This window comes from Prosthecobacter fluviatilis, assembly GCF_042655725.1.
In the GTDB taxonomy this organism is placed as follows: Bacteria; Verrucomicrobiota; Verrucomicrobiia; order Verrucomicrobiales; family Verrucomicrobiaceae; genus Prosthecobacter; species Prosthecobacter fluviatilis.
Window position 1 is genome coordinate 784134 of record NZ_JBHSMQ010000001.1, and the last position, 14835, is coordinate 798968.

Sequence of the window (14835 nt, forward strand, 5' to 3'; positions counted from 1 at the left end):
CCAGATCCGGAGCCAAGTTCGCGAGCGCGTGCTGTGTGTGACGGTCTCAGGCTCCCATTTGCTTGGCGAAATAAATGGCGGCGGCGCAGGCCAGAATGCCGGCGACTCCGAGCAGGATGGTCAAGGCTGCGCCAGGATTTTTTTGCTTCACCTTGGGGCCGAAACCCGCACGCATGCGACCGTTGTATGGCATGCTGCCGTAGCCGGTGGAAGGAGTGGTGGCTGTGGTGGTCTGGGCGGAATACGCTTCTTCACCGTCGCCGACGAAAACACAGTTCACATGGCCGAGCTGGAACGCAGCTCCGGGGGTGAGGCTGGCATTTTCCACACGGGAGCCTCCGATTTTGGTTCCATTGGTGGAGCCAAGGTCGGTGAGAGTCCAGCTGCTGCCGTCAAAACTAAACTCACCATGGTGACTGGACACGGAGTCGTCAGCGATGATGAGCTGGTTGTCATCAGCACGCCCTACGGACATGCGTTCGGCGTCGAGTTCGAGGGTGCCAGTGGCACCGTCAGGAGTGGTGAATTGAATTCGCGGCATAACGGCGCAGTTGTAGCAGGCCGGGGCAGGGGAGGCAAGAGGGATTCACAGGAGGTCGTTGCGGGCTTGCGCGGGCGGGCGTTCTTGCTAGGAAAGCTCTCAACCATCCCCGCCACCCTCGTGACCCAAATTTTTGAAATCCTCGGTAAATTCGACACTGAAAGCGACTGTCACAAGCTGCTGTACGCCCCCCACCCGCTGCCGTTGAAATACCGCGAGGGACGTGTGTACAAGATCGAATTCGAGGGGGATGAGGCGGCGCTCAAGGCCTTCGTGGAAAAAGTGTTGATCGATCCGATCAGCCAGGAGGCCCGCATCGGCGGACAGCCCGCCTTTGAAAAGGCCGCCTTTGTGCTCGAATACGGTATGAAAGGCGCGGCCTTGGATCTGGAGAAAGAAATGATCCTCAACTATTACCGCAGCATTCATACTCCGGGCTTTGAGATCAAGAAGCTCACCCTGCGCACACGGATCTATGTGTTCGGCGCCGGAGCCGAGCCTGCACAGTTCGTGCGAGATATTGTGAATCCCGCCATTCACACGCACGAAGTGCTCAAGGCGGCCTGATCAGTTCCTTCACTGCTTTCGATAGCAGGCCGGTGCGAGCGGCGTTTGTGGTTGCTCCATGAACCCGACCACTTCCAACCCACGTCTTCTGTCCCTCGATGCCTTTCGGGGGTTCATCATGCTGCTGATGGCCTCTTCGGGCTTTGGCATCGTGCAGATGGCAGCGGCCCACCCCGGCTCCGTCTGGGAGTTCATCAAACCCCAGTTCGCCCATCAGGACTGGCAGGGCTGCTCCCTGTGGGATCTCATTCAGCCGAGCTTCATGTTCATGGTGGGCATGGCGGTGCCTTTTTCGTATGCAAAGCGTCGCGAGCACGGGCAGTCGTTTTTTGGCATGGCCTGGCATGCGCTCTCACGCTCCATCCTTCTGGTGGCCCTGGGCGTGATGCTTGCCACCCGTGCGGCGGACAAGCATACGGTGTTCCTGTTCACCAATGTGCTGGCGCAGATCGGGCTCGGCTACTTCGTGCTGTTCCTTCTGTCCCGCATGGGTTGGGAATACATCCTGTCCGGGGTCATACTGATCCTCGTCGGCTACACCTGGTTCTTCATCAATCATCCGCTGCCGACGGCGGACGAGCTTTCCGCCATCGCCGGCATGAAGGGCACTGAGCATGCCATCCTGCCGGGGTTTGCCGGGCATTGGAACATCCACACCAACGCTGCTGCTGCCTTTGACCGCACCTGGCTGAACAAGCTGCCGCAGGCGCAGCCGTTTCTGTACAATCCTGGCGGTTATCAAACCCTCAACTTCATTCCCGCTCTTGCCACCATGCTCATGGGGGCTCTCGCCGGCATGTTCCTGATGTCCAGCCGGAAAACGGACAAGGGCAAATGCGGCGCGCTTTTGCTCGTGGGGCTTGTTTTGGTGGTGGTGGGCACGGCCTTGGACGTCAAGATTCTGCCCGTGATCGGCGCTCAGTTTGACCAATACACGCTGCTGCCTGTCGTGAAGCGCATCTGGACCCCGTCCTGGGCCATCCTCAGCGGTGGCTGGGTTCTCATCATGCTTTCAGTGTTTTACTGGCTGGTGGAGATCGGCGGCATGCGGCGCCTAGTTTACCCCTTGGTGGTCGTGGGCGCGAACAGCATCGTGATTTACCTGCTGCACAGCCTCTGCGCGGGCTGGATCTCTGAAAATCTTCACAAGCATCTGCCCGAGGCGGCCTTTCCGGCGTATTGGTTGCCTGTCATTGAGCGCTGCGGGGTGCTTTTCGTGCTGTGGCTGATCTGCTGGTGGCTGTACAAACAAAAGGCTTTTATCAAATTGTGATCCTCCGACTCTTGCTCCTCTCCGCCATCGCTTGTCTTGCTGCCTGCCAGCACAAGCAGGACTCTGCCACACCGGCCAGTCATTCAAAAGAGGAGGAGCGGTATCACAAGGCCGGGCTCGTCACGCTGCCAGATCTGCAGCATGCCAGCGCCTGGGAAAAGCTCATTCACGTGGACATGGGGGTTCCGGCAAGCAAGATCGAGGTGCAGGCGGGGCCGGGCTTCACGACGGTGACCATACGAGATCTCGCCAACCGGGCCGACGCCGAAAGTGTCGCCCAGGAACTGCGCACCATCGCTGGCAAGAATCCGGGGAAGTTTGGCACCACGAAGGTGGAGGTGAGGCTCAACAACGCTGCAGCCACGATCAATCCTTTTGTGCTTCCCACTGAGTCCGCGCCGGCCGCGCCTAATCCGGGCTCGGTTCTCCCAACGCTCTCATTACCGCCTCTCCGCATCGACGGCCGCTGAGAAGCGCCCCGTTGATCGAGATATTCTCGCACCAGTCTCCACAGCGGTAGAGGCCCGGCTGGATCACGCTCGCAAGCGGGCCTTCACCCAGCCGCAGCTGCCTGCTTTCCGGCTGCGCATGGCGGATTTGATAGGTGCGCAGCTGGCGCCATTTGGAAACGGCATCCGCTCCGAACCACTGGCTCATCTGCTCACGCACGACCTGCTCAAGTTCCGTGCTGGATGGCGCGCCGATGATGGAGGCGGAGAGGAGGTGCTGTCCCGGCGGCGCGTAATGGGGCGAGACGCGCGAGAGCGCGAGGACGCTGTTGACCGGGCCCCGGCCATCTCCATCCAGATAGAGGATAGGATCTCCCGGCGGCAGGCTGTCGGTGGCAAAATACATGCACGTGGTTGACCGGCTGGGAAGCAAAGGGGTGTTGTCGGTTGCTGGCAGCAGCCTGTGCGCCACTTCCTCGCTGACTGCGACGATGACATGGTCGGCGTGAAAAACCTCGCCTGTATCCAGGGTCACCTCACCGGCGCGCACTGCGGCCACTGGCGCATTCAGCCGCAGGCTGCCTGGCGGCAGCGCCTGGGCAAGCTGCTCCGGGATCGCCTGCATACCGCGTGCGGGGAGCGCGCTGCCCGCACGGTCAAACATGGCAAACAGAAACAGCATCATGCGTGCGCTGGTTCGCAGGTCTTTTTCGAGAAACACCCCTCCGAAGAACGGGCGGAAGAAGCGGTCGATCATTTTCTCGGAGAAGCCAAAGTCGCGCAGGTAGTCCTCCGTCTCCATTTCCTGGATGTCGACCGGAGGGGCGCGAAGGCCGAAAACCTCCTTGCGCAGCAGCAGGGTGGTCCATTTGTCACGCAGGCTTGCGATCACGTCATTGAAGTTGCTCAGTGCCGCGAGCGGATGTGCCAGGGGGTCGGCCATTCGGTGGAAGCGGTTTTTCACGAACACATCCGCCCCCCTGTAGATGGAACGCAGGTCGAGCGCCTCATAGTCAAGCACCCGCCTGGCCTCCGGGTAACCCGGCAGGAAAATTTGGAAACCGCGATCCAGCAGGAAGCCATCTACCTCGTCCGTTCGCACCCGGCCGCCTACGGCATTGGACGCCTCCAGAATGGTGAAGGGGCGGCCTGCTGCCGCCAGTACGCGGGCACATGCCAGCCCCGCAAGGCCGGCTCCTACAATAACAATCTTGGGCTGTGCTTCACTCATTCATCCTTAATCAGTCGCGCACCTACCTTGGAGATGCCTTTTGGCTTTGCAAGTGCGGGAGGTGTGGCAAGCATGCGGCATGCCATCACCGCGCATCCTCATTCTTGGTGCCACAGGAGGCCTGGGCTGCGCTCTCAGGCGCCACTTTGCCCCTGAATACGAAGTGACATCATGGTCCCGTGCCGAGCTGGACTTCGGGCGGCCGGACACCGTGGCGGCCACGTTGGCGGCACATGATTTTGATGTGCTGCTCAATGCCGCAGGCATGACCAGCCCGGATGCCTGCGAGGTGCAGCCTGAGCTGGCTTTTCTGGCCAATGCCGTGGTACCACAGATTCTGGCGGAATGCTGTCATGAGCGTGGCGTACGCATGATCCATTTCAGCACGGATTACGTTTTCAGCGGCACCGGGCGTGACCTGTGGTTTGAGTCGGACGAAACGGCTCCCATCAACGTCTATGGCCGCACCAAGCTGGCCGGAGAGCAGGCCGTGCTCAGGGCTGCCCCCGGTGCTCTCGTGGCACGTGTCTCGTGGCTGTTTGGGCCAGACAAACCGAGCCATCCTGACAGCATGATCCAGAAAGCCCTTCAGACTGGCGACCTCAGCGCTGTGGCAGACAAGATCTCAGTGCCGACCAGCCACGCAGACATCTGCGGCTGGATCGAACAACTCATTGTCCGGCATCCGACAATCTCTGGCGTGCTGCATCTCTGCAACAGCGGGGTCGCATCCTGGCATTCATGGGCGGAGGCTGCGCTCACGATTGCCGCCCGGCTGGAGGTGCCGGTCAAAACCTCCCGCGTGCAGCCGGTGGAGCTGGCCAGCCTCACCCAGCTCAGGGCACCACGCCCGCTGCTGACGGTGATGAGCAATTCGAAATTACAAAACCTGCTCGGCGGAGAGATCCGCCACTGGCATGATGCGCTGGAAGAGTACCTGGTGCAGAAGTATCAGCCCCAATGACTCCTGCCTCCGCCATGACCCGCTGCGACATCCTGCATGAGGACCGCTTCCTCATTGTCGTGAACAAACCGCACGGGGTGCTCTCTCACCCGAACCCCAAGGCTGGAAAGCCGCAGGCCGCCGCGTTTGAGGGCAGCTATGACCAGGACCGGCGCTGCTTCAAAACGGCGGCTGGAATCGTGTGGCTGATGCACCGCCTGGATCAGGACACTTCGGGCGTGTTGCTCGGGGCCAAGGATGAAAAAACAGCCGCTGCATGCCGTGCAGCCTTTGAGGCCGAGCTCGTGCGGAAAAAATACCTCGCGCTCTGCAGCGGCGGAGGTGCGCTCAAGCCTGAAGGCGTCTGGCTGGACCACCTGGTCACCGCGCATGCCGGGCATCAGGTGCGCACCACCGTGCGTCATGGCGTGCGGCCCAATGCAGAGGCGAAATATCGCGTGATGGAGGTGAATGCTCTCAATCGAGTGGTCCTGATCGAGGTCGAGCTGATCACCGGCAAGACACACCAGATCCGTGTGCAGGCGGCTTCACGCCAGATCCCACTGGTGGGGGATGATGTTTACGGCTCCTTTGAGCTGAACCGCAAGCTGCGCAAATCCATCCTGGCCAAGCGGCTCTTTCTCCACGCGCATGAGCTCAGCCTGAAGCACCCGGCATCTGGTCAGCAGCTCACGGTCAAAGCACCGCTGCCGCCAGACCTGAGCGCGGTGCTGGAGGCAGCGGGGATGAAGGCTGTCGGCTGCTAAGCCGCCCTCTTGAGCAGGAAGTATTCGATGCCATCGACCAGCGCCTTCCAGCTGGCGTCGATGATGTTGCAGCTCACGCCGACGGTGCCCCAGGTGGCGTTGCCGTCGGTGCTGGTGATGAGCACGCGGGTCTTGGCCGCAGTGCCCGTGCCGCCGTCGATGATGCGCACCTTGTAGTCTGCCAGGCGCATGTCCTTGAGCGCCGGGAAGAAGGGCAGCAGGGCTTTGCGCAGCGCGTTGTCCAGCGCATTCACGGGGCCGTCTCCTTCATCCACGGTGTAAACGCGGCTGCCATCCACTTCGAGCTTGATCGTGGCTTCGCAGGTTTCAAAGCCATGCTCACCGCCGTGGAAGCGGTGCGTGGAGTGGTACTCGATCAGGTCAAAGACCGGCTTGTGCTGTCCCAGCTGCTTGCGGATGAGCATCTCAAAGGAGGCCTCTGCCGCTTCGAATTCATAGCCTTCGCTCTCGAGGCGCTTCACTTCGGAGAGAATGGTCTGCACACGGGCGTCGCCTTTGGCGAATTTAAAGCCCATGCCTTCGGCCTTCATCATCACATTGGACTGGCCGGACATGTCCGAGATGGTGATGACGCGCTGGTTGCCGACGAGCGCTGGGTCCACATGCTCATAGGTGCGGGCAAGCTTCTGCACCGCATGCACATGCAGGCCGCCTTTGTGCGTGAATGCAGCCACACCCACATAGGGAGCGCGGATGTCATGCGGCACGTTGGCGAGTTCATCGACGAAATTGGCGAGTTCGCGCAGGCGGGTAAGGTCGAGGCCGAGGTCGATGCCCATCTTGATCTGCAGATTCGGCATGATGGTGGTGAGGTTGCAGTTCCCCACGCGCTCGCCGTAGCCGTTGATCGTCCCCTGCACCTGGCAGGCACCGGCGCGCACTGCTGCCAAAGCATTGGCCACGCCGACTCCGCCGTCGTTGTGCGTGTGGATGCCGACCGGACGTCCCAGATGGGCGATGACCTTGCGCGTGGTTTCTTCTACAAACTCCGGAAGAGCTCCGCCGTTGGTCTCACAGAGCACGATAAGGTCGGCTCCGGCATCCTGCGCGGCCTTGATGGTCTTGAGGGAGTATTCCGGGTTCTCCTTGAAGCTGTCGAAGAAATGCTCCGCATCATAGAGCACCTCGCGGCCGTGCTTTTTCAGGTAGGCCACCGTGTCTGAGATCATGGCCAGATTCTCCTCCAGGCTGACCTGGAAGACCTCGGTGACGTGCAGCGCCCAGGTCTTGCCCACCACGGTCACGGCAGGGGTCTTGGCGTCCAGCAGCATTTTGACCTGCGGGTCGTCCTCGACCTTCATCTTGCCACGGCGGGTCATGCCAAAGGCGGTGATCTTCGCAGTCTTCCAGGAGCGCTTGGAGGCCTCCTCAAAGAAGGCGGCGTCTTTGGGGTTGGAGCCGGGCCAGCCGCCTTCGATGTAGTGCACGCCGAATTCGTCGAGCTTTTCCGCCACGCGGATTTTATCGAGGGTGCTGTAGGAGATGCCGGTGCCTTGCGTGCCGTCACGCAGGGTGGTGTCATAGATGGTAACTGGAGACATGAGGGAGGGGAAATGAAGAGATGAAGGGGGGATGCAATGGAAAACAAACCGGAGTGGCGGGTGCCATAAGTTCCGTGACGCCGGCAGCCAGGGGCGCTTTTCGCGCAGGCATGCATGAAAAAACGGACTCTTCCGGCGGCGTCAGGCGCGGATGAGTCCGAAACTAATTCGGATGGTCGGGCAGATGTCAGGGCGGTTTCCCATGAGCAGCGTTAGGATTACGCCGGGGGTGCCCTGCTGGCAAAGGGAAGTTTTAGCCTGCCTGTGTGCCGCTGGCTGGTTCACAGCCCGGCTGGCTGGTGGGGCGCTACTTGCCCAGCATGCCTTCCTGCCCTGCCTGAATGGCGGGGATGGCGTTTTTCAGCGAGGGCTGCTGCCAGCCGTCCACGGGCAGCAAATTTCCTTCGAGAGAGGGGCGCACTTCCAGGTGCTTGCGCATCAGCATGTCGGCCACAGCGGCGTCATCATGCTGAGACATGCGTGCAAGGGAGAGATCACTCAGATCGAGCTTGGGCACAAAAGGCTTCTCCTGGTTGGCGGAAAGTGCTGCGGTGGGGCTCTCTGCGGGATGGGACATCAGCCACAGACTCATGGCGCATACGGACACAGCTGCGGCCACCATGCCCCATTTGGGCACCAAAAGATTGCTCCACCACGTGGCGACACGCTCCCAAAAAAGTTCCAAGGAGGACTGCTGCAGCATCTCTGCCCGCTGCCTCTGATGAAACTGGCGCAAAAAGCTGTCGGTGAAATCTTCCTCAGGCTGCTCAAAGCGCTTCAATCGAATCAACCGCTGGATGTCTTCAAACTCACTCATGGCGTGCTGTGGATCGTGTTTCTTCTTAAAGTGTAATGGCACAGTTTATTTCACGAAATCTTCAAGATAAGTCTGGAGCAGGCGATGTGCGTAAAACAGTCGTGATCTGACAGTCCCTTCCGAGACTCCTAGTATCTTGCTGATTTCGGCATGCTGGAGACCCTGGACATCGTACAAGGTCACCACCGTGCGGTGATCTTCCGACAGCTTCATCATGGCTGCGTTCAACCTTTTTTGAAGTTCATGGATGGTCACTTCGCGCAAGGTGCCCGTGTTGGCCGTCGTGACGCGGATAAACTCAGGGTCGTTCTCAATGCCTGTATCTACATCGTCAAGACTCACCTTGTGGTGCCTTCCCCGCTTCTTGAGAAAGTTCAAAGTCATGTTCACCGCGATGGAGTAGATCCAGGTGTAGAACGATGACTTGCCCATGAAGCGCTTGATGGAGCGGTAGGCTTTGGCAAACACATCCTGCAGCAGGTCCGCCGTGTCCTCGCGGTTCGAGGTCATGTTATAGATCAAGCCGTAAAGCTTGGGCGTGTACTTGCGCACGAGGTCATCAAATGCATGCGTGTCTCCGGCCTGGGCTTTGTCCACCAGAATGCGGTCCTCGGCAGAGCTGCTGCTCTGCGCGGGCTGGTTCAGCGATGCGATGGGGGTCGCTGCGGCGCTGAGTGATGATTCTTCCATTAAAGTAAGAGAAACACCCGTTGCCTAAACAAACAAGCGTTTCTTATGGAGGCGTAAATTTCAATTATTTTTGAACGCTCCAGAGGTGATCGACGCAGATCTGTGACCAGGTTTCAAGCTGCTCGCGCATGGCATGCAGCTCCGCCAGCGTGTGAAAGCGCAGGTCCTGAATGGCATCTTCATTCGACTTCACATCGTCGCTGCTGAGGTCAAAGAAATGCACCACGCCAAGGTGCACGCTGCCGACTTCCGTCGCGTCATCATTGATCAGTCCGATGACCTTCTGCGTGTGCGTGCCGCCGATGATGAGCTCTTCCGCCATCTCGCGCTCCACGCCGTTGTAGTACATGGTTTCACCCAGCCCGTCCTGGCCGGCATCCACGGGATTGATGTGGCCGCCGATGCCGATGGAGCGCTTGGCAACGAGGCGCTTCTCGCCGGAGCTGCCGCCGCGCGTGTAGCTCAGAAACCGGCCTTCATGATGAAAAACGGCATAGGGGATGAGCTGCTTGTGGGAGGGGTCCTTTTCAGCGGACGGGCGCTCCATGAAGTGGTTGGCTCCCGGGGCCAGCATCGCGTGCAGATACCGTGTGGCGTCGGCTTGGAAGCCTTGAAAACTGCCGAGTTGATCGAAGAGCTGGCGGGTGATGACGAGAACGTGTTCCATGGGATGGCGGGCAGAATGGATGGCCGTGCGGAGTGCGCAACCAATCAATCCAGCAACCACACTTTGGCGGCGTCTCCCGCCTGCAGGTGCTGCCCTGCCTCCAGCCGCAGCAGCGCATCAGCACGGCTCAGGGAGAGCAGCGCGTGGCTCTGCTGCAGGCCCAGCGGCATGAACTGGCCCTGACTGAGCGTGCCGCGCAGATAGTGGGGCCGGTCGCCTGGGTTTGAGAGCGCGGCTCCGCAGGTGGCCGGGAGCAGGCGTGGCCTGAGCCGGTCCTCCGCTGCTCCCATCATTTTGAGCAGGGCAGGACGCACAAAGAGCAGGAATGTGACGAAGGATGACACCGGGTTGCCCGGCAGGCCGAAGACATACGCAGAGGAGCCTTGTGCAAACAGGAATGGCTTGCCCGGCTTCACCTTCACACGCCACACGTCAGGCTCAATGCCGAGCCCTTTCAGCGCGGGTTTGATCTGATCGTGATCTCCGACGGACACACCACCGCTGATCAGCACGACCTCGTGCTTTTTCAGCAGGTCCTGCAGAGTTTCAGCGGTGCTGCTCAAGTCATCCCGGCAATGGGCCAGAGTGCTGGTGGGTATGCCCAGCTGCGCCAGCATGCCGTGCAGCATGAGGCCGTTGGTATTGTAAATCTGCCCGGGCTGCAGCGGGCCCGCGCCAGGGGGGACCAGTTCGTCCCCGGTGCTAAGCACCGCCACGCGTGGCATCGCATGCACGGAGATGCGATCAAGGCCCTGAGAGGCCAGCAAAGCCATGCGTCCGGGCGTGACCGGCTCTCCCTTGCGCAGCACAAACTGGCCCTGGCAAAGATCCTCCCCGGCACGCCGGATGTTTTCTCCTGCGGTGACAGGATCGGTGCAGACGATGAAGTCGCCCTCGCGCCGCACATCCTCCTGCATGATGACGGCATCGGCTCCTGTGGGAACCGGTGCCCCGGTGAAAATGCGTATGGCGCAGCCTTTTTTCAGGTGCAGTCCGGCATTCAGCCCGGCGGCCTGCTCACCCGTCACACGCAGGGGCTGCAACTCCGAGCTCTCAGACGCGACCACGGCATAGCCGTCCATCGCAGACTGATCAAAGGCAGGGATCGGCACCGTGGCGGTCGCCTCCTGGGCGGCATAGCGATTCAGCGCGCCCTGGAGGGGCTGCGTCTCAGCCGGAAGCGGCTTCACTGCTGCCAGCACACGTGCGAGCGCTTCGTCTTCAGAGATCATCGGATCACAGGCGGCAGTTTGCTCAGGTCCGCCGCAGGTTCTTCTGCCTGGGGTGGGGCGGTGGGCTGCGGCACCATGGGCTGCGGCTGCCGCAGCGGAGGCTGCACAGGCGTGGGGGCCGCCTTGATCGGGGCCATGGGCTGAAAAGGTGTGTCCAGCGGTGGAATCACGTCCGCCTGCATGACGGGCGTCATGGGAACGACGGCTCCTCCTGCAGTCGCGACTGGGGGCGGCGGAGGCGCGTCGCGTTTGATCTGATAGATCACCAGATCGCGCAGCTGAGGCGTGCCCTGGGTGATGTCTGCTGTGATGTAGTTGCCTTTGCGCTCCGGGGTTACTTTGAGCTTTGCATCGGTGCCATTGAGGCCTTGGGAGATGATCTCGGTCCCTGCCGGGATGTCCACCCGGTGCTCACAATTGATGAGCACGTAGTTCTGCTCCGGGTTCACCAGCTCGATCACCCCGATCACCTTGGCCTCGCCGACGCGCTTGTCCTCGGGATCATCGGACCCGGACGAAAAGCCGCCAAACTTCTTTTCGAGGTAGGTGCAACTGGACAGCCCCAGCAGCAATGGAAGGCACAGATGACGCAGAAATTTCATGCACTACTGATGCGCATTCGCAGCTGCATGTCCAGCCTGCAGCGAGGCTGGTCATTTAGACTGGCGCCCAAAGCCTGTGTGCTGGTAAAAGATGTCGCATGCCCGATTCCATCGACTTTCACCGCCTGTGGCTGGCCGTGGCCCAGGTGCCGCACCACCGAGATCCCTATTCAGCACACGGGCCCGACCACTGGCGGCGGGTGGAGCGCAACGGCTGCATCCTTGCCGCGAAGACGGGGGCCAAGATCCATGTGGTGCGCTTGTTTGCGCTGTTTCACGACAGCCGTCGCGAGAACGAGGGCTGGGACCCCGGCCACGGGAAACGCGGGGCGGATTTTGCGGACACCTTTCGCGACCGCTTTTTTGATCTGCCTGATGAGGACTACGAGCTCTTTCGTCAGGCATGCATCTGGCACACGGAAGGTGTGCACCATGAGGATCCCACCATCGGCACCTGCTGGGATGCCGACCGGCTGGACCTCGGGCGTGTGGGCATGATCCCGAGTGCGCGTTTCATGAGCACGGTCTTTGGCAAGGAGATCGCCGACCATGGCGTGATCCATCCGTGGCTGCACTTGGCCGAGCCGTATCTGGCAGATACGGACTGATGGCTGCCCCCATAGTGGTCCGCACAGTCCTCTGTGCAGCACGCTAGCTCCATAATTCACAAGCCAAGAAGCCCTGTGCAGAATCCAGTGCTCCACTCTAGCGCATGCCTTACGGCTTGAGCTGGCAGGGCAAGCGGAGGTTTGAGTGGAGGCTTGAGCTGGCAGGGCAAGCGGAGGTTTGAGTGGAAGCGAATGCTGGGTAGCACGAACCACACAGAAGACTGTGCGGACCCCCATGCAGAGGCTGCCGTCGTAAAGCCTTATCCGATGATCCCCAGCTTCTTCAGCGTGGCGGTCAGCTCGGCGACTTTCTCCTTCTCCATGCCCACGAGCGGCAGGCGCAGCTCGTCGGTGCAGTGGCCGGCGAGGGCCATGGCGGTCTTGATCGGGATGGGGTTGGTGGCCAGCTTCAGGAAGGCGGCAAAGAGCGGGTAGTACTTGGTGTGAATCTTCAGCGCGCTGGCGTAGTCGCCCTTGAGCGCCAGTTGCACCATCTCGCTGATGGGCTTTGGAATCAGATTGGAGGCCACGCTGACGATGCCCACGCCGCCCACAGACATGAAGGGCAGGGTCAGGCCGTCGTCGCCGGACATGATTTCAAAGTCGGCAGGCAGGAGCTGCTTCATCTGGCTCACGCGCTCGGGGTTGCCACCGGCTTCCTTGATGGACCGGATGTTAGGGCAGTTTTCTGCCAGACGCACGAGCACATCCAGACCGATCTCGATGCCGCAGCGGCCGGGGATGCTGTAAAGCATGAGCGGCAGCTTGGTGTTGTCGGCGATGGCCTTGAAATGCTGATACAGGCCCTCAGGGGTGGGCTTGTTGTAATAAGGCGCGACCTGCAGGGAGGCGGTGGCACCTGCGGCCTCGGCCTCCTGCGTCAGCTCGATGGCCTCGCGGGTGGAATTGGAGCCCGTGCCTGCCATGACCACGCCGCGGCCCTTGGCAAACTCGACCGTCAGCTTCACCACGCGGGAGTGCTCTTCGTGGTCCAGTGTGGGGGACTCGCCCGTGGTGCCGCAGGGCACGACGCCCGTGACACCATTGTCGAACTGGAAGTCGATCAGCGATTTGAGCGCGGCTTCGTCAATCTGGCCGTTGCGAAAAGGGGTGACGATGGCGGTGTGGGTTCCTGCGAACATGGGAGCGGTAAGGGGAAAGGGCGGATACCTTAGAGTTGAACTGTGCCTTGGAAAACGAAATCTGCGGGTCCAAAGAGCGTCACATTGGTGTATTCGCTCTTGTTGGGCTCTTCGAAGCCCACCTTGAGGGTGTCGCCCCCTTTGACGAGGACGCTGATGGGGCCGGGCTCGCCGGTCAGCTCGTGATAGATCAGAGCGCAGGCCACCATGCCGGTGCCGCAGGCCAGGGTCTCATCCTCCACACCGCGCTCATACGTGCGGATGGCGATGCTGCCTGGGGCCACGACTTTGGAGAAGTTGGCGTTTGTTCCCTTGGGCTTGAAGGCTTCATGGTAGCGCAGGGCGGCGCCCCACTCGCGCACGGGCACGGTTTCCAGGTCGTCCACCATCACCACGGCATGCGGCACGCCGGTGTTGACGCTGTGCACGGTCAGTCCGGCGCCGGCCACTTCCAGGTGCTGGGACAGCTTGAGATTGTGCGGGGCGCTCATGTTGATGCGCACCTGGCTGCCCTCAAACTCGGCGGATATGATGCCGGCCAGGGTCTCAAAACGGATCTTGGTCAGCTTGTCGCCATGCAGGTGATTCACGAAGCGGCCAAAGCAGCGCGCGCCGTTGCCGCACATCTCGGCTTCGCCGCCGTCGGCATTGTAGTAGCGCATCTTGAAGTCGCCGTCCGCCGTGGCGGGCTCCACGCAGAGCAGGCCGTCCGCACCGATGCCGCGATGGCGGTCACAGAGCTTTTCGATCTGCTCCTTGGTCAGCTTGAGGCTCAGGTCGCGATTGTCCAGCATGACGAAGTCATTGCCGGCGCCGTTCATTTTGGTGAAGGTGAGAGTCATGGTCGGGAGGCGATTGGGAATGGGGAATACGGAATGGAAAAGCGGCGGATCAGAGCGCGTGGACGGCGTCCACCAGAGGTTTGACGAAGGCTTCCACCTTCGCGGCGCAGTCGGCGCTGGCGCCGTTTTGCTCAATGAGTTTTACGATGGCGCTGCCCACCACGACGCCATCGGCTTTGCTGGCGATCTCGGCTGCCTGGGCGGGATTTGACACGCCAAAGCCCACGCACACCGGCACATCCGTTGCGGCTTTGATCATCGCCACCTGCTCGGCGATGCCTGTGGCGATCTCCGCCTGCGCGCCGGTGACGCCGAGGCGGCTGACGTAATAAACAAACCCTTCCGCCGATTTTGCGATGCTGGCGATGCGGTCCGCGGGGGAGGTGGGGGCGATGAGCTGGATGTGCCGCAGGTCCGGCGTGGGCTTCAGCTCGGCATTCTGCGCGGCCTCATCCGGCGGCAGGTCCAGCACCAGCACGCCGTCCGCTCCTGCTGCAGCGGCATCGATGTGGAAGCGCTCGTAGCCATAGGCATAGACGGGGTTCAGGTAGGTGAAAAGCACCAGGGGGATCTGCGACTTGGTGCGCAGCTGGCGGATCATCTCCAGCACCTTGGGCGTGGATGCCCCGGCCTTCAGCGCGCGGTCCGCCGCCATCTGGTTCACGATACCGTCCGCCAGCGGATCGGAGAAGGGCACGCCCAGCTCCACCACGTCCACCCCGGCACGCTCCAGCCCCAGCACGATGTCGATGGTGGCCTCCAGCGTGGGATCCCCCGCACAGACATAGGCGACGAAGGCCTTCTTCTTCTGGGCACGAAGCTGGGCAAAACGGGCGTCAAGACGGTTGGTGGTGGCAGACATGGGGAGGGGTGTTTAGCATGCAAACTAGCTGTTGTCGAAT

17 protein-coding genes are annotated in these 14835 nt (G+C 61.1%); 6 read left to right on the forward strand and 11 right to left on the reverse strand.

The window, feature by feature from the left end:
* Positions 1 to 46: 46 nt before the first annotated feature.
* Positions 47 to 541 carry an FHA domain-containing protein gene (locus ACFQDI_RS02925; protein WP_377163228.1) on the reverse strand — a complete coding sequence of 165 codons (495 nt, stop codon included), beginning with the start codon at positions 539 to 541 and terminating at the stop codon, positions 47 to 49.
* A 120-nt stretch (positions 542 to 661) separates the two neighbouring features.
* On the opposite strand from ACFQDI_RS02925, the gene ACFQDI_RS02930 reads away from it, so the two are divergent.
* The 3 genes from ACFQDI_RS02930 to ACFQDI_RS02940 are packed head-to-tail and all read left to right on the forward strand — an operon-like array spanning position 662 to position 2851.
* Positions 662 to 1108: a hypothetical protein gene (locus tag ACFQDI_RS02930; protein WP_377163230.1), complete on the forward strand. Its 447-nt coding sequence runs from the start codon at positions 662 to 664 to the stop codon at positions 1106 to 1108.
* A 58-nt stretch (positions 1109 to 1166) separates the two neighbouring features.
* Positions 1167 to 2381, forward strand: coding sequence for an acyltransferase family protein (locus ACFQDI_RS02935; RefSeq protein ID WP_377163232.1), 1215 nt, complete (start codon positions 1167 to 1169; stop codon positions 2379 to 2381).
* Positions 2378 to 2851 (forward strand): hypothetical protein, encoded by a 474-nt coding sequence (locus ACFQDI_RS02940; protein WP_377163234.1) that lies wholly within the window; start codon positions 2378 to 2380, stop codon positions 2849 to 2851. The genes ACFQDI_RS02935 and ACFQDI_RS02940 overlap by 4 nt, the downstream gene beginning before the upstream one ends.
* On the opposite strand, the gene ACFQDI_RS02945 is transcribed toward ACFQDI_RS02940, so the two are convergent.
* Positions 2790 to 4061 (reverse strand): NAD(P)/FAD-dependent oxidoreductase, encoded by a 1272-nt coding sequence (locus tag ACFQDI_RS02945; RefSeq protein ID WP_377163236.1) that lies wholly within the window; start codon positions 4059 to 4061, stop codon positions 2790 to 2792. The genes ACFQDI_RS02940 and ACFQDI_RS02945 overlap by 62 nt on opposite strands.
* Positions 4062 to 4140: 79 nt before the next feature.
* Here ACFQDI_RS02945 and rfbD point away from each other — a divergent pair, with 79 nt between their 5' ends.
* Positions 4141 to 5025: a dTDP-4-dehydrorhamnose reductase gene (gene rfbD / locus ACFQDI_RS02950; RefSeq protein ID WP_377163238.1), complete on the forward strand. Its 885-nt coding sequence runs from the start codon at positions 4141 to 4143 to the stop codon at positions 5023 to 5025.
* A gap of 14 nt (positions 5026 to 5039) precedes the next feature.
* Entirely contained in the window at positions 5040 to 5771 is a 732-nt protein-coding gene (locus tag ACFQDI_RS02955) for an RluA family pseudouridine synthase (RefSeq protein WP_377163240.1), read from the forward strand.
* On the opposite strand, the gene cimA is transcribed toward ACFQDI_RS02955, so the two are convergent.
* From cimA to ACFQDI_RS02985, 6 genes are all read right to left on the reverse strand, one after another.
* Entirely contained in the window at positions 5768 to 7333 is a 1566-nt protein-coding gene (gene cimA / locus ACFQDI_RS02960) for a citramalate synthase (RefSeq protein WP_377163242.1), read from the reverse strand. The two genes, ACFQDI_RS02955 and cimA, sit on opposite strands and share 4 nt — an antisense overlap.
* A 307-nt stretch (positions 7334 to 7640) precedes the next feature.
* Positions 7641 to 8150, reverse strand: a complete 510-nt coding sequence (locus tag ACFQDI_RS02965; RefSeq protein ID WP_377163244.1) for a hypothetical protein — start codon at positions 8148 to 8150, stop codon at positions 7641 to 7643.
* 45 nt (positions 8151 to 8195) lie between these two features.
* Positions 8196 to 8840, reverse strand: coding sequence for a sigma-70 family RNA polymerase sigma factor (locus ACFQDI_RS02970; RefSeq protein ID WP_377163246.1), 645 nt, complete (start codon positions 8838 to 8840; stop codon positions 8196 to 8198).
* Between the two features lie 64 nt (positions 8841 to 8904).
* Entirely contained in the window at positions 8905 to 9507 is a 603-nt protein-coding gene (locus ACFQDI_RS02975) for a hypothetical protein (RefSeq protein WP_377163248.1), read from the reverse strand.
* A 44-nt stretch (positions 9508 to 9551) separates the two neighbouring features.
* A complete protein-coding gene (locus tag ACFQDI_RS02980) occupies positions 9552 to 10739 on the reverse strand; it encodes a molybdopterin molybdotransferase MoeA (RefSeq protein WP_377163250.1) in 1188 nt (395 codons plus the stop codon).
* Positions 10736 to 11341: a hypothetical protein gene (locus ACFQDI_RS02985; RefSeq protein ID WP_377163252.1), complete on the reverse strand. Its 606-nt coding sequence runs from the start codon at positions 11339 to 11341 to the stop codon at positions 10736 to 10738. Before ACFQDI_RS02985 ends, ACFQDI_RS02980 begins: the two co-directional genes overlap by 4 nt.
* A gap of 98 nt (positions 11342 to 11439) precedes the next feature.
* Between ACFQDI_RS02985 and ACFQDI_RS02990 the strand changes: the two genes are divergently transcribed.
* Positions 11440 to 11949 (forward strand): HD domain-containing protein, encoded by a 510-nt coding sequence (locus ACFQDI_RS02990; protein ID WP_377163254.1) that lies wholly within the window; start codon positions 11440 to 11442, stop codon positions 11947 to 11949.
* A 260-nt stretch (positions 11950 to 12209) separates the two neighbouring features.
* On the opposite strand, the gene dapA is transcribed toward ACFQDI_RS02990, so the two are convergent.
* Genes dapA through trpA form a run of 3 tightly spaced genes read right to left on the reverse strand, consistent with a single transcriptional unit; the run spans position 12210 to position 14795 of the window.
* On the reverse strand, positions 12210 to 13091 hold the full coding sequence (gene dapA / locus ACFQDI_RS02995; protein ID WP_377163256.1) for a 4-hydroxy-tetrahydrodipicolinate synthase: 882 nt from the start codon (positions 13089 to 13091) through the stop codon (positions 12210 to 12212).
* 29 nt (positions 13092 to 13120) lie between these two features.
* Entirely contained in the window at positions 13121 to 13933 is an 813-nt protein-coding gene (dapF, locus tag ACFQDI_RS03000; RefSeq protein WP_377163258.1) for a diaminopimelate epimerase, read from the reverse strand.
* Positions 13934 to 13982: 49 nt separating this feature from the next.
* A complete protein-coding gene (trpA, locus tag ACFQDI_RS03005; RefSeq protein ID WP_377163260.1) occupies positions 13983 to 14795 on the reverse strand; it encodes a tryptophan synthase subunit alpha in 813 nt (270 codons plus the stop codon).
* Positions 14796 to 14835: the final 40 nt, after the last annotated feature.